This window comes from Streptomyces sp. NPDC001933 (assembly GCF_042890955.1).
Taxonomy (GTDB): domain Bacteria; phylum Actinomycetota; class Actinomycetes; order Streptomycetales; family Streptomycetaceae; genus Streptomyces.
Map to the genome: position 1 here is coordinate 172,683 of NZ_JBIASS010000015.1, position 14,393 is coordinate 187,075.

At 70.0% G+C, this 14,393-nt stretch carries 8 protein-coding genes; all 8 read right to left on the reverse strand.

Features of this window, described 5'->3' with window-relative positions:
- Positions 1 to 9: 9 nt before the first annotated feature.
- Positions 10 to 6,543, reverse strand: a complete 6,534-nt coding sequence (locus tag ACFYY7_RS31295) for a DUF4157 domain-containing protein (RefSeq protein WP_388667035.1) — start codon at positions 6,541 to 6,543, stop codon at positions 10 to 12.
- On the reverse strand, positions 6,540 to 6,845 hold the full coding sequence (locus ACFYY7_RS31300; RefSeq protein ID WP_388667037.1) for a hypothetical protein: 306 nt from the start codon (positions 6,843 to 6,845) through the stop codon (positions 6,540 to 6,542). Before ACFYY7_RS31300 ends, ACFYY7_RS31295 begins: the two co-directional genes overlap by 4 nt.
- The gene (locus ACFYY7_RS31305) at positions 6,836 to 8,905 is read right to left on the reverse strand and encodes an ATP-binding protein (RefSeq protein WP_388667040.1); all 2,070 of its coding nucleotides are present in this window, start codon (positions 8,903 to 8,905) and stop codon (positions 6,836 to 6,838) included. Before ACFYY7_RS31305 ends, ACFYY7_RS31300 begins: the two co-directional genes overlap by 10 nt.
- Before the next feature lie 33 nt (positions 8,906 to 8,938).
- Complete coding sequence (locus tag ACFYY7_RS31310; protein WP_388667043.1) at positions 8,939 to 9,910, reverse strand: DUF4255 domain-containing protein; 972 nt, start codon at positions 9,908 to 9,910, stop codon at positions 8,939 to 8,941.
- An 87-nt stretch (positions 9,911 to 9,997) separates the two neighbouring features.
- Positions 9,998 to 10,762, reverse strand: coding sequence for a hypothetical protein (locus ACFYY7_RS31315; protein ID WP_388667046.1), 765 nt, complete (start codon positions 10,760 to 10,762; stop codon positions 9,998 to 10,000).
- Positions 10,755 to 11,510: a hypothetical protein gene (locus ACFYY7_RS31320; RefSeq protein WP_388667049.1), complete on the reverse strand. Its 756-nt coding sequence runs from the start codon at positions 11,508 to 11,510 to the stop codon at positions 10,755 to 10,757. Before ACFYY7_RS31320 ends, ACFYY7_RS31315 begins: the two co-directional genes overlap by 8 nt.
- 116 nt (positions 11,511 to 11,626) lie before the next feature.
- Positions 11,627 to 12,151 carry a phage tail protein gene (locus ACFYY7_RS31325; protein ID WP_388667052.1) on the reverse strand — a complete coding sequence of 175 codons (525 nt, stop codon included), beginning with the start codon at positions 12,149 to 12,151 and terminating at the stop codon, positions 11,627 to 11,629.
- A gap of 55 nt (positions 12,152 to 12,206) precedes the next feature.
- Positions 12,207 to 14,072 (reverse strand): phage tail sheath family protein, encoded by a 1,866-nt coding sequence (locus ACFYY7_RS31330; protein ID WP_388667055.1) that lies wholly within the window; start codon positions 14,070 to 14,072, stop codon positions 12,207 to 12,209.
- Positions 14,073 to 14,393: the final 321 nt, after the last annotated feature.

The window sequence follows — 14,393 nt, forward strand, 5'->3', positions numbered from 1 at the left end:
CTAGTCGGCTCAGCCATCATAGCTCTTGAGGAGTACCGCAAATTGCGCTTTGAGTGCGGATCTGGCACGGATCAGGTCCTCTGCTGGTTTGCCGTTGAAGTGCGCGGCCAACCAGTCGCGTATGGCGTCTGCCAGAGGGCGTAGGTCATAGTTTGCCGACGTGACCAGGGATAGATTCGGTGCTTGTTCGAGCAAATCGATAATGATGCTGCCGACCCGTTCCGCCCGGAGGTCCTGGATCTGTTGACTCCTCGCCGGCGGGAGATTGCGCCTGTGCGCATCCTCCATGGCCATGGGTGCATGATCCCCGCCGATCACACGATGCGATTCAGACTCCGACTGCTCTCTCGTCAAACCCCTCTGATTCTTCACGTCGAGCATCGACGACGAAATAGCCTGCGGTACGGCCACGTCATTGTTTCGCGCGGGCTCGCCCGAGTGGAACAGGGTGACAACGGAGCGGACCCTGTTCTGGAAGCCGTATACAGCCTTGCCCTTGTTCTTCGTCAACGGCCCGTAGGGAACGTTCGTCGGTCGCAGTCCTTGAATGTCCCGCTCGGAACCCGTGGCAAGCGCTTTGGTTAGCTGTTCTGCAGGAATGCGAAGCTTCTCGGCACGATTGAACAGAGACTCGACCATCACCTTGTACTTGGACGGCCGCATTTGTATGTGGCCGATGTCCCCTGGCTGCCAATGCGGGGGCATCTGGCCCTGTGGGTAGTAATTGCGCACGCCCGGCAGGACAGTGATCCTCTCCGTCGGTGGCGGCTGCTGGCCGAAGACTTGCTGCTTTTCTATCTTGGTAAGTCCTTCAAGAGCGTTCTCATTGCCCGCAGTGAAGTCTGAGCGTCCTTGTGAGATGGCGACCTGGCGAGAGGCGACGTAGTCGTCGTATGCCTCGCGACCGATCGGCGTCAGCAGCCGACTCAACTCTTTGGCATCGACAGTCTTCCCTTGCGGATCATTCAGTGTGATCGACGGATTGATCCGGGCGGTGAAATGTCCACCCTGCTCAAGCAACAAGGCCGAAAGCCTGTACCACAGCCGCCATGAGGCGAGACGGGATCGGAGGACAAGAGGGTTGACCCCATGGCGGAGCAGTCGCGTCAGCCGTGGGCGTAGGCGGGCGACGATCCTGCGCAAACGCTCGTCCTTCGACTCCTTGGAGTCCTCCTCCTTCTTGCGCTTGTCCTTGTCCTCCCTGGACTTCGGCCGCCCAGGCCCACTCTTCCCAGGCTTCGGCCCCGTCCTCCCCGGCCCCTTGCGCCCGCCCGGCTTCGCGCCAGGCTTGTCCTTCGGTTTGCCGGGACCGTCCTTGTCCTTCGGCTTGCCCGGCTTTCCGTCGCCCTTGTCCTGCTTCGGCTTCGAGCCGTCGCCGTCCTTGTCCCTGTCCTTGTCCTTGTCCTTCGTCTTGTCCGGCGTCTTGCCGTCCTGATCCTTCGGCTTGTCCGGGGTCTTGCCGTCCCCGCCCTTCGGCTTCGGCTTCGCGTCCAGGTCCGGCTTGGGCTTCGGTTGGGGATCCGGTTTCGGGGCCGGTGTCGGGCGGGTGTCCGGCTTGCCGTCGTTCTTCCCGTCCTTGCCCTGCTTGTCGCTGCCTGGCTTGCCCTTGCCCGGCTTCACAGCCTCGCCGCCCTTGGTCTCCTCTTCCTTCGTGGGCGTGGGCTTCTTGCCGGGCGGCGTGCCGGTCGGACCGGTCTTGGCGGGAGTGCCCTCCTTGGGCTTGTCACCGGCCTTCCCCTCTTGGCCGGGCTTCTTGCCCTTGTCGTCGCCCCCGCCCTGGCCGTCCTTCCCCTTGCCAGGCCCCTTGCCGCCCTTGCCGAGCTTCGCCGCCACCCCCTTCAGCCGCTTGCCCACTTTGGCGACGTACTTGCCGATGCCGCTCATCAGCGCCTCGTAAGCCAGCTCCAGGAGCGCGACGACCCCCGCCGCCACCGCCTTCGCGAAGAGGATTCCCGCGCCGCCCATGCGGACGACCTTGAGCCAGGAGATGACCGCGCCGATCGCCCGCAGGATCTCGCTCAGCGCGCCGATCGCCGTGCGGATCGCGTCTATGACAGCCATCGCCCAGCCCGCGCCGGGGATCAGCTTCGCGATGACCTTCGTGATGATGATCTCGCCGATGATCACCGGGAGCATGGGGACGACCGCGTCCCACGTCTCCTTGACGATCTTCTCCAGGGTGAAGCCACCCTTGATGAGCCGCTCGATGATCGCCTTCGGGACGCCGATGATCTCCTCGATCTTCGACTGGAACCATGTCTTCACTGCCGAGACGACCTCGCGGAAGAGGTGGTTCTTCGCGCCGTCCACCGCGGAGTTCTTCGCCCCGCTCAGCCAGCCGCCCGGGTCGGACAGGAAGTCGACCGCTATGAGCATGAAGTCGCCCAGGGCGCCGAGGAGTTTGGAGGCATAGTCGAGGACGGTCTTGACCGCGTCGACGACCGCCTTGATGACGTCCATGAGCATCTTCTTCAGGATGTTCAGGATGTCGCTGAGCAGTTTGGCGATCGCGTCGAGGAGGTCACTGACAATCTTCTTGAGCGTCGCCGCGAGGCGGTTCACGAATGCGATCGCCGCCGCGATGAGCGAGGTGATGAGCTTCCGGATGCGGTTGGCCAGTTCGATGACGGCCCGCACCATCGCCTTGGCGAACTCGATCAGGTCGTTGATCAGCGTCTTGATCGTGTCGACGATGAACTTGCGCGCCTCGTTGATCCAGCGCTCCACCGTCTCCTTGAAGTGCTTGATGAAGCCGACGACCGCGTCCCGTGCCTCCTTGATGACACGGACGATCGCCTTCTTGATCTCGATGACCTTGTCTTTGATCCAGTTGAAGGCCTTGCTTACCCAGTTGCCCGATTCCTTGACGCTGTCGTCGCGCTGCTTCTCGGCGTCCTTCTCCGCCTTGGTGTTCTCGTCCTTGATCTTCTTGTCGCCGTCGTCCTTTTCCTTGGTGACGTCCTTGTCTGTCTTCTCTTCCTTGTCCTTGACGTCCTTGCGGACCTTCTCGTGCCGGTCCGTCTTCTTCGTACCGAGCTTCTTGAGTTCGCCGTCCTGCTCGGTACGCCAGTCGGTGCGCTGTGCGGTGACCTCGGTCATCGCCTTCCCGCGCTGGTCCGCCTGGCTCCTGGTGTTGGTCGCGATCTCGGCGTCGACCTTCGCCTTGTGCTTGGCCTGCGACTCGCGGAAGTCCTTGTCCTTGGTCTGCCGACTTTCGGACATGCCCTTCTGGCCCTGGCTGAACGCCTGTTGGAACTGCGGGCCGCGGTCGTGCTCCGCGACTTCTGAAGCGGCCTCGGGAGGTACGGCCCCGGTGGACGCGCCGGCCTCGGGGACTCCGCCCTTGCCGCCGTCGGCGCCAGGCACCTTCCCCTTCATCTGCTCCTTGGGAGCGTTGGGGTAGACCTGGTTCTCGCCCATCGGGCGGCTCGCGTCGTCGCTGCCCGTCGCGACGGTCTCCTGGCCCTTGGTGTCGACGCTGGAGCTCTGCTCGCCGGCCGTCTGTTCGGCGGCGCCCTGCATCTGCACGCCCGGCGCGTTGCCCGCCTGGGCCTTCTTCAGCGCCTCGTCCTTGGTGGGCAGCCCGGCGAACTTGGCGGCCAGTTCCTGCGGGTCCACAACGGGTTTGTCGGCGCCGAAGAAGCTCGCGACCCCGTTCACGATCTTGCCGCCGATGAAGCCCAGGGCCATCTTGAAGGTGTCCCAGCCGCCGGGCTCCTCCGCCTTCTCCGCCTCGATCTGCCCCTCGGGCTCCTTGGCGCCCTTGACCTCTGCCTTCTCGTCCTTGGGGGCCTCGGACTTCTGTGCCGGGTCCTGCGAGTACGTGGCCGGGGCGTCGCTCTTCGGCTTGCCCTCCAGGGTCTGTGGCGCACCCGCCGGGCGCTGCATCTGGGGCGGGGCGGCCGCGAGTGCCTTGTGCTCGTCGCCGACTGTGCGGTCCGCCGCGCCGCCGACTCCCGACATTGCCTGAAGTGCCTTGTGGGGTTTGAGCTTTGAGGCGGTGGACAGGCCCGCTTCGGGGGACACGGTGGTGAGGTTCGGGGCCGGAGCCGAGTCCTTCTTGCCCTTGCCGGGGGCCGCCTTGGCGGCGCTGCCGCCACCTCCTCCCCCGCTCGGCCCCTTCGTGGCCGAGCCCTGATTCCGGCCCGTCGACTTGGGTGCCGGAGCGGTCTCGGGGGCGGGTGCGGCCTCCGGGGCCGGGGCCTCGGGAGCCTTCGCGGTTTCCGGAGCAGCGGGCGCGGGTGCCTTCGGCGCAGGCGCCTCCGGCGCGGGACCGCTCCCGGCACCGGGTCCGTCGGTGGAGGGTGCCTTCGACTCGGGCGCCGGCTCGCTCTTGCCCGAAGCCCCAGACCCGGACCCGGTCGCCGTCCCGCTTCCGGATCCGGATGCCGACGTCGCCCCCGAAGGTGAACCCGACGGCTTGGCCCCGGGCTCCGAAGCCGCCGACTTGCTGCCACCCGCCTGCTGGGAAGCCTTCTCCGGCGCACTGCCCGCCTTGTCCCCGGCGGTCGGCGTTCCCTTCTCCTCCTTGGCCGCGCCTTCCTTGGCCGCACCCCCCGGCTCGGCCTTGCCCGGCGCCTCCTGCACAGTGGTCTGCGCGGCAACCGGACCGGCCTTCGGGTCGTCGCCGCTCTTCGGGTCCTTCGACGCCGCGCCCACGCCCACCGGAGCGGCCTCGGCCCGCTCCACATCGATGCCGCTCAACTGCCCGTCGACGGCCGCCGATTCGTCCGCCTCCGCGGAAGGCTCCGGCTCTCCCGCGACCACGTCCTCGTCTGGCTCCGCCAGATCCGCGTCCGCTGCGTCCTCGGCGTCTTCGGCGTCCCGCTCGGCCTGCACCTTGTCGGCCTTGGTCGGCGGCGGCGCCGGGAACGACGGCAGCGCGCCATCGGCTGCCCCGGGTTCCGACTTTTCCGCGGTCGGCACACCGGACACATCCAGGTCGGCGGCCGGGAGAAAGTCCTCCGGCTGGAGCTTGGTGTCCCAGGCGCTCGGCTCGGCGCCCCCGACCTCGACCTCCGACTCGCTGCCCGCCCCGAACGGATCGTCCTCGGCCTTCTCCTCAGGGCCGTCGACGTCCTGATTGCGTACGCCGTCCAGCCTGCTGACCGCGCCGGACAGCTGGGTGTCCTTGCCGGACGCCGTGGACGAGCCGCCGGGCTTCTCCTGCCCGGCCTTGTCCTGCGGCTTGAGCTGCTTCCCCGCCGCCAGCGCGTCGCCGGCGCCGGGACGGTTCCTCGCCGCGGACTCCTCCTTGCTCGCGGCCGGGGCGCCCTGCTGGTCCTGCCCTTCCTTGCCGTCCGCGCCGCCCGTTTCCTTCTTGTCGCTCCCCTGCCGGCCGCCCTCGGACTTCCCGCCGCCCGAAGCGGCACCGTCTCCCGAGGACGACTCCTGCCGAGGCGCGGCAGCCGGAGCCGTCTGCTGCTCCCCGGCCCCGGCCCCCGCGCCCGAACCTCCCCTGTCCTGCTGCGAGTCGGTGCCCGGCTTCGGCCGGGGCTTCGGACTCCTGCCGGGCGGGGCCACGGCGACCCCGGTCGCCGGCTGCCCGTCCTCCGTGCGCTCCCAGCCGTTCTCCGGTGTGCTCCCGGGCGCGCCCTCCGCCTGGGCCTGCTCCTTCTCCGGCCCCCGCGCCGCCTCGGGCAACGACTCCCGCTCCTGCTCCTCCTCGGCCGTCCGCCACGCCGTCTCCCGCTCCAGGAAGAGGTCCGCCGCCGCGTCGCTCTCCACGCCCGGCGCATCGAGGGAGTTCTGCTCCAGCTCGTCGACGTACTCGATGTCGTCGACCAGATCGAGCACCCGCTCGTGCTCCGAGCTGAGCAGGCGGTTCTCCAGACTGACGAGCACCCCGTCCAGTAACTCTTCGGGCAGCCGGGCGAGTTGCATGCGGGTACGCTTCGACAGGTCTTCCGGGTCGCCGCGCAGCGAGCGCACCACCGAGTTGGTCAGGCGGTCCACCAGGGTCGCCGGGTCGATCTGCTCGATGCGGTTCCGGTCGGCGTCGACGGTGGCGTACCGCATCCAGCCGGGGGTGGCCTGCCCCGCCTCGATCTCCGGGGTCCCTGCCGGGGCCTGTTCCTCGGAGCGTACGAGCTGCTGCGCCCCCGCCTCCGCCTCCCGCTCCGCGGCCTGCTGCGGCAGGCTCACCGCGCCGAGATCGCGCCCGGCCCGCAGCGCGCCGAGCCCCTCCGGGTTCTGCACCGTGTGCAACAGCTCGTGGGCGAGCAGGCGTTGGCCGTCGATGGTGCCCGGTCGGTAGGCGCCCTCGCGGAAGAAGATGTCCTGGCCGACCGCGACCGCGTCCGCGCCGAGCAGGTCGGTGAGGACGCCCGCATCCCGGTCGGTGTGCAGGCGTACACGGCTGAAGTCGTGTCCGAGCTGTTCCTCCAGTTCCCGGCGTACGCCGACGTCGAGGGGTTGTCCGGCGCCGCTGACGATGTCCTTCGGCTCGGGCGCGCGGTGCTTGGCTGCGCGTTCCTTCCGCTTCCTGCGGCGCTGTTCGGCGGACTGCTCCGCGCGCGAGTCCTGGGTCGGCGCAGCGCTCATCGGGTCACCTCCCCGCGTCCGGAGAGGCCGGCGTGCACCGCGCGGGCGAGCTCCTGGCCGAGGCGGCGGGCGGACAGGCCTGCCGGGAGTGGCGGCAGGCCGGACAGGGCCTCCAACACGAGAGCGCCGTCCGCGGCCAGGGGCACGCCGTGTTCACGTACGAGACGGGACAGTTCACGCTCGAAGGACGCCGAGACCCGGTCGGGGTCAACGCGGAAGCCGTCGAGGACGAGTTCGCCGACATCGATGCGAATCTCGCGAGGGTCACGAGGCACCCGGAGGTCGTCGCGCTTCACACCCATCCGCGGACCTCCGTCGGTGTCAAGGAGCGTTCCAGCTTGAGGTATTCGGTACGGGCCGCCGCGAGCATGTGCCGCATCTGGAGGCGGTCGCCCTCCTCGGCGGCGAGGAAGGCCCCGGAGAGCGCGATGTTGCGGATCGAGCCGCCGGCGACGGTGAGCTGGGCGAGCAGGTCCGGCTCGATGCCCTTGACCGGGGTCCGGGGCGGCAGGACGCGGCGCCAGATCTCGGCACGTTCCTGCTCTGCGGGGAAGGGGAAGTCGACGACGAAGCGGATGCGGCGCATGAAGGCCGTGTCAAGGGCCTTCTTCATGTTGGTGGTGAGGATGGCGAGGCCCCGGTAGGCCTCCATGCGCATGAGGAGATAGCTGACTTCGAGGTTGGCGTACCGGTCATGGCTGTCCTTGACCTCGCTGCGCTTGCCGAACAGGGCGTCGGCCTCGTCGAACAGGAGCAGCGCGCCGCCGCGTTCGGCGGCGTCGAAGACCTTGCGGAGGTTCTTCTCGGTCTCACCGATGTACTTGCTGACCACCTGGGAGAGATCGATGACGAAGAGGTCGAGGCCGAGCTCCTTGGCCATCACCTCGGCGGCCAGGGTCTTGCCGGTACCGGAGCCGCCCGCGAATAGGGCGGTGACACCGAGGCCCCGGCGCAGTGTTCCCGCGAATCCCCATTCCTGGTGGACCTTCGCCCGCTGCCGCACATGCGCGACGATCTCGCGCAGTACACTGGTCTGCCGCTCGTGCAGCACCAGGTCGTCCCAGCCCGCCTCGGGCTCGATGCGCCGCCCCAGCTCGTCCATGCCGACGCGGGCCTCGCCCAGGCCGGCCCGCCAGGCGAGCTGTGCCCCGTCGAGTCCGTCCTCGCCGGGCAGATCGCGTCGGACGGCCGCAGCCGCGGAGCGTACGACATGCGGGGGCAGCTGGAACTGCGCCACCAGGGACCGCAGCTGCCTCTCCTCGATGTCGACGACGCCATCGAACTCCCGGGCCCACAAGCCAAGTTGTTCCTCGCCGTCCAGGTGCGGGACGCTCACCCGCTCGCCGCGCGCCCGTTCCGACGCCCGCGGGTCCTCGCTGGAGACGACGACGGGCACGGCGGCCCCGGCCAGGAACGCCTCGGTCGCCGCCCGCTGGTCCCGGTCCAGTTCGCCCACCTCGACGAGCAGCGCGGCCGGCAGCAGGATCGCCTCGCGCTGCCAGAGCCGGGCGAGGGCGTCGCGGGCGGCGGGGTCGGTCGGGATGTCCTCGGCGTTCATCGCGTAGATCCCGAGCCCGGCGCGGGCGGCCGCGGCGGCGGCGATGTCGGCGCGGCTGCGCAGATCGCCGCCGACCAGCTCGACGAGGAGCGGGGCGTCCGGGCGCCTGCCCGTCGTCCAGCCCGCGGTGACGCGGTTCGCGGCCAGGTCGTACGAGGGCGGCAGGCCGTCGGCGACCGGGGTTCGGCGTAACTGGCCGTGCAATCGGGCGTCCAGGTAGGGCGAGCCGAGCAGGAAATGCAGGATGCGCTCGTCGAGCCGCAACCGGGACATGGTCAGCCGCGACTCGTCGTCGAGCTCCACCAGGCGCCAGCGACGCAGCGGGGCGACCGGGGTGAGCGCGCTCCAGTGCGGCTCGGACAGCGCGGCCAGGGCGAGGGAGAAGGTGGGGTGGGCCCGCTCCGGGTCACCGCTGGCGGCGGCGCACCGGGCGGCCGTGGTGGGGTCCAATTCGTAGGCGGCGGTGAGCAGGACGAGGTCGCGCTCGAAGGGCGTGAGGCCGAAGCAGGAGGTCAGGGCCGTGAGCGGGGCGGCGGTCGCGGGGGCTGTCTCCGGTACGTGGGCGGGTTGGGCGTCCGCCGCAGGTGCGGTGTGGTCGGACGACGGGGGCGCCGGGGGTGCGGTGGGCTTCCCTCGCGGGGAAGCCGAAGGTGTGGGAGAGGCGGAAGTGGCGTCTGCTGCGACACTGGCGCCGCCCGCCCGCGCCGCATGCGCGTCCACGAGGGCGAGGACCCGCCGGATCTCCGCCGTCAACGACAGGGCGCCACCCCGCCCGCCGGCTGTGCCCGCCCCATTCGCCGCCATGTCGTCACCTGCCCCCGTCGTCCGCACGCCGCCTCAGCTCTCCGCGCCCTCGGCGCCCGCGCCCTTGGGCTGTGGGGCGGCGGCGCCTGTCCCCCTGGCGGCGCCCCGTGACGTGGCCTTGCGCGTCCGGGCCGGGGTCCTGGCGGCGGCTGCCTTGACCGGCGCTTTCGCGGAGGACTTGGCCACCGCCCTGGCCGGAGCCTTCGCGGGCGCACCGCTCTGCGTGGGCGCAGCAGCCTCGGCCGAGGCGGGGCCCGCCCCGACAGCGCGGCCCGAACCCGTAGCGGAACCGGAGCCCGAACCCGTAACGGAACCCGAGCCCGCGCCGGACCCCGTGGCCGGTTCGGTACCGCCCCCGTCCCCGCCCACCGGTACCGGCCGCTGCGGCGCCCCCGGCGCCCCGAACGGCAGCACCCGCACCGTGTGCCGGTCCACCGGCTCGGCCGGAACAGGCTGTTCGCGGCCCTCGATGAAGACGAGCGCCGCCTGGTACACCACGGAGAGCGAGTACGGGGTCTGGTGCAGCATCCCCCACAGCTTCGACGTCTCGTCGATGTCCATCACGGTCGGTGTGAACCGCACCCTCTGGACGGCATCGGCCAGGTCACTGCCCGCCAAGTAGGGCTTCTCAGCGGCCAGTTCGATCATGTCCTTGGGCAGGACGGGTATCTCGTGCAGCGTACGCACCACGGAGCCGATGAGCCGCTGTCCGACGAGCGTGGTCTCGTCGCCGTACGCGCTGATCACGAAGTGGAGGTCGAGGGCCGCGGCCGGGCGTTTGACGAGTCTGCCGTCGGACGCCCTGCTCGGCAGGTCGTTGTTGCGCTGCGAGGTGTCGGGCGTGACCTGGTAGAGGAACACGGTGATGGTGGGGTCCGTCGGCGGATCGGCCGGCGGCTTGCGCGGTTCGACGTTGACGGCGATGTCGATCTCGGGCTGCAGGTTGTCCTCGATCAGCAGGGCGAGGGCCTGGGTGACGTGGGCGAGTGCGAGTGCGTTGCTCATGGCGTCAGTTCCTCAGTCCCTCGGTGCCCCGATGGCTCGGTGTCTCGTCGATGCGTCCGCTGTCGAAACGTCCCCTGCGTGCGTCTCTCACTCGCGCCCCCGTGCCAGGTAGTCCTGGAGGCTCACCGTCGCGCCCTGTCTGACGGGGGCGGACGTCCCCGCACGCCGCGTGTCGGGCGACGGCGCACCGGCCGCGGTGACCTCCAGCCGCCCGATCTGCACATGCACCACCTGCTCGCCGCCGCGCGCCCCGCGCCGGCCCGGCGACTGCCGCACCGCGTCCCGTGCCGCCGCCGTGTCCATGGCGCTGGGCCGGAGGGGGGCGGGTACGGCGGCGGCCGCGATGTCCGCACCTGGGGGGACGGGCGCCGAGACCGCACTCCGGGGCGGCGTCCCCGGGGTGCGCTCGCGTGCCGCGGCGCGGCGCGAGGTCTCGGGGAGAGCGCGTGGCACCGGTGCGGCAGCGGGCCGCAGCAGTGGAACCTCCGGCGGGGCCGGGGTCGGTGTGCGCGGGGTGAGCCGTGCCGGTGCGGGTGGTGTCTCGCTGCGTACGACGGTGCGGTCGCGCTCCGAGTGGTAGCGGACCTCACGCGTCTCCCGGCTCGACTCCCCTTGCTGGACGATCTGTTGAGAATGCGTGGGCCACAGGGGATCGGTGCCGTCCGGCTCCGGGAGCCCGGTCGCGCGCACGGCCTCGACCCGCTCGAAGGGTCCGGCGAGCCTCGGCCGCACCCGTGTCACACCGGCACGCGGCACTGCTCCCCCGGAGTGCCGGGCGAGCAGCCGGTCGAAGTGGTCCGGGGCGCCCGAGTCCGGGGACTCGGCGCCCGGTGCGCCCTTGGGCTCAGACATCCGCACACAGCTCCAGGTAGTAGCGGCGGCGCATCGGGCTGAGCGCCAGGATCTCCGGCTCGCTCCAGCCGTAGGCGGTCGCGAGCAGATGGACGTCGAGCAGGACGTCGCGCGCCCAGGCGTCCAGCTCAGTCCACAGGTAGGAGGCGATGTCCAGTTCGGCTCGGGTGGCCGCGGAGCACTCGGGACAGTTGATGTTGAGCGTCACATCGGCGGCCGGGTCGACGGCCTCGGCGGCCTCGGCGATCTTGCGCTGTACGGATACGGGCAGGGCATCGACGGAGACGGTCTCCCCGTCGTGGACCGCCGAGACGACACAGCGGGCGAGCAGCGCCCGTCGCGCCCCGTCGGCCGAGAGTGCCGCGTCCGGGTGCCGGGCCGCCGCCGTCAGATCGGCGACGGTCGGCACCCGGAACGCGACGTCCCAGCCATCCTCGTCGAGGTGCGCCACACGCTGGTCCGGCGGTCGCAGGGAGCGTGCGAATTCCCCCGCGTCCAGATCGAATTCCATGTCGGCACCGCAGGCCGAGCAGTCGACTCTGACCTGCATGCGCTCGCCGAACAGCGCCCGGCGCAGAGCGAAGAGATCAGCCTCGCGGGCACCGACGGGAAGCGACAGCAGGGCCTCGCTGTCACCGCCGAGCTCGGGACGGGCGGCGCGGTGCAGGAGCAACGCACGGCCGTGACCGTCGCGCCCGATTCCCGCCTCCCAGGTCGCCAGGAGGTCGTCGGCCTGAATGACCGTCACACCCGCCCCCGTTCCGTGCCCTCGCCGCCGCCCATGCGGTGGCGTCCGTTCGTCCAGTGCCGTGTGCCGCAGCCGGTGCCGCGGCCGTTGATGCAGATCTCCCGACTCGGCCCTTGTCAGGCCGGGTTGAGGAAGGAGGGCTCCTCCGGCTCGGGCACCTCGTAGTCGCGCTCCCAGCCCTCGCATTCGAGCTTGAGACTCTGAATCGCCACCGCGTTGGCGTTGGCGTCCAGCTCGCCGAGGACCTGGTACTCGCTGGGCCAGGCCCGGTAGAGCTTGTGCGAGACGGCGACCTGCCCGGCCTCGTTGAGGACCTGGATCACGATGTCCTTGCGGAAGTCGGCCAGGGACACCTCGGAGCCGAGACCGGCGCCGACCTGCCACACCTTGTTGGCCCAGCGGTCGAACTCGGGGTCGTGGGTGACCCCTCGCTCCAGCGTGATGCCCTCGAACTCGGAGCGGCCCGGCGACTTGCGCGGGGAGCTCGGGTCGCCGCCGTTCCGGTGCTTGACGACCTCGGTGGTCCGCTTCAACGGACTGATCTTGCTGATGCCCGCGACCGTACGACCGTCCCACAGGACAAGGAACTTGAAGTTCTTGTAGGGGTCGAAGCGATGGGCGTTGACGTTGAACTCAGCCATCGGATTCCTTCACGCTCTCCTTCTCGCTCTCTGGTCCGTCTCGGGTTCGGGGACCTCAGAGCTCGAACTGGCCGGACGTCTGCTGGATCTTGACGATCACGAACTCGGCGGGCTTGACCGGCGCGATGCCGACCAGGACGTTGACGACGCCGTTCGCGATGTCCTCGTCCGTCGTCGTGTCGTGGTCGCACTTGACGAAGTACGCCTCGCGCGGAGTGCCGCCCTTGAAGGCACCCTGGCGGAAGAGGTTGTGCAGGTACGAGGAGGCGCTGAGGCGGATCTGCTGCCACAGGTTCTCGTCGTTGGGCTCGAAGACGACCCACTGCAGACCTCGTTGCAGGCTCTCCTCGACATGCAGGGCGAGCCGGCGGACGGGCACGTACTTCCACTCGCTGTCCAGGGCGTCGGAACCCTCCAGCGTGCGCGCGCCCCAGACGGTCGGGCCGACCAGCGGGAAGGTCCGCAGGCAGTTCACGCCCAGCGGGTTGAGCAGGCCGCTCTCCCGGTCGGTGAGCTTGACCGCGAGGGAGTGCACGCCGGCGAGCCGCGCCTCGGTGCCCGCGGGCGCCTTCCACACACCGCGCTCGGCGTCCGTACGCGCGAAGACGCCCGCGACCGCTCCGGACGGCGGGAAGGAACGCAGCCGTCCGGTGAGCGGGTCGGTGAGCTGGAGCTGCGGGAAGTACAGGCCCGCGTGGCTGCCGCGCACCTGGTCGAAGGCGGCGAGCCCGGCGCGAGCCGCGTCCACGCTGCCCCAGGAGTTCGGGGCGTCGACCAGGAGGAAGACGCGCCGCTCCTCGCACAGCCGCTGTGCCGCCGAGACCACCGTGATCGCGTCGTCGGTGTTCTCGTACGCCGCCAGCTCGGGAAGCACCAGCAGATTGACGTCGTCCTCGTCGCGCAGCGCCTGGATGCCGCTCTTGTCGGCCTCGGAGCCGATGAGGTCGCGCGCTCCGGGCGGGTCGCCGTCCTCGCCGCCCTTGAGCGGGAACACCGGCGGGTTGACCGAGCCTTCCAGGCCCAGGTCGTTTGCGCATTCGCCGACGAAGCGGACGACGTCCTCGGGGTCGGTGGAGCCCGCCACGACCTGGATGCGCCGGCCGAACGCGGTGACCTGGACGCCCGCGAAGGCGTGCTTGCCGGGGGCGTCGGGCAGGGCCCGCAGTTTGCGTTCGAGGAGCAGCGCCAACTCGGCGACATTGCACGGGGCTTCGCCGTCGGTCCCGGGGGCGTAGAGGGTGAACTCGCGCTCGACCTCTCCGATCTTGACCGTCAGGTCGACGGCCAGGTCGGGCAGTTCCTGCCCGAACCTCTTGGAGACGGTGCCCGAGGGGTCGGGGCGGCCCTCACCGACGACGTCGACGCGGATGAGCCGGGAGCCCGAGTTGATGACGGCTGGCGCGTAGCGTCCGTGCGAGGCGTCCATGGACAGGCCGGTGAAGGCCTCGCGGGCGCCACCTCGGGCGTCGTACACGCGCAGGTTGAACTCGTCGTCCGGGCGCGTGGTGTCGTAGTCGACGGCGACCCGGAGTCCGTTGCCCCAGTGCCCGGGCTCCTTGGCGTGCACCTCCAGGACCGGGCACTCACTGTGACCCTCGGTGGACTCAAGGGTGGCGCAGGCGGCCTTTCCGCTGCCCGCCTTGGTGACGCGGACGATCACGGCGACCGTGCCGCCGTTGCCGAAGAACTGGTGCACCGCGTAGCCGACGGCGCTCTGCGAGCTGAGACCTCCGAAGCGGCGCTCGAACTCGGCGAAGCTGGTGACCCGCACCGGCTGGTTCAGCGGCCCGCGCCGGGTGTGACCCACGAACGCGGTCACCGAGGTCGTGACGGTCGAGATGGTGCGGACACTGCTGGGAAGCTCTTCGACGTATACGCCGGGATATGTCGGCTTTGCTGCGCTCACTGCATTCGTCGGCATTCCCCCTCCTATCCCTGCTCAGGCACCAGATGAAGGCACCAAGAGATGGCAGGGGGAATGCTCCGTCGAGGCACGCGAGCAAGGACCGCACGCTGGTCACGGCGAGTCACGTGCACCTCATCAAGTTCCCCCGTCAACGCCCGGGCGGTTGGCCGGCCGGACCAAGCTGTGCGCTCGTGACTCCTGATGCGTTTGTGTGCTCAACGAAGTATTGAATGCGGGCGAGTTGAGGAGCAAGGCGTGTTCCGGTCACGCCACGAGGAGGTTCTGTGAAGAGCGAAGGGGCACCTGGCGGCAGGGCGCAGGCCCGACGCGTCTCAC

Excerpts from the sequence above, each read along its gene's own strand:
- ACFYY7_RS31325 (WP_388667052.1), bottom strand. The coding sequence starts at position 12,151 with ATGGCTGAGTTCAACGTCAACGCCCATCGCTTCGACCCCTACAAGAAC.
- ACFYY7_RS31330 (WP_388667055.1), bottom strand. The coding sequence starts at position 14,072 with ATGCCGACGAATGCAGTGAGCGCAGCAAAGCCGACATATCCCGGCGTA.
- ACFYY7_RS31305 (WP_388667040.1), bottom strand. The coding sequence starts at position 8,905 with ATGGCGGCGAATGGGGCGGGCACAGCCGGCGGGCGGGGTGGCGCCCTG.
- ACFYY7_RS31300 (WP_388667037.1), bottom strand. The coding sequence starts at position 6,845 with ATGGGTGTGAAGCGCGACGACCTCCGGGTGCCTCGTGACCCTCGCGAG.
- ACFYY7_RS31310 (WP_388667043.1), bottom strand. The coding sequence starts at position 9,910 with ATGAGCAACGCACTCGCACTCGCCCACGTCACCCAGGCCCTCGCCCTG.
- ACFYY7_RS31315 (WP_388667046.1), bottom strand. The coding sequence starts at position 10,762 with ATGTCTGAGCCCAAGGGCGCACCGGGCGCCGAGTCCCCGGACTCGGGC.
- ACFYY7_RS31295 (WP_388667035.1), bottom strand. The coding sequence starts at position 6,543 with ATGAGCGCTGCGCCGACCCAGGACTCGCGCGCGGAGCAGTCCGCCGAA.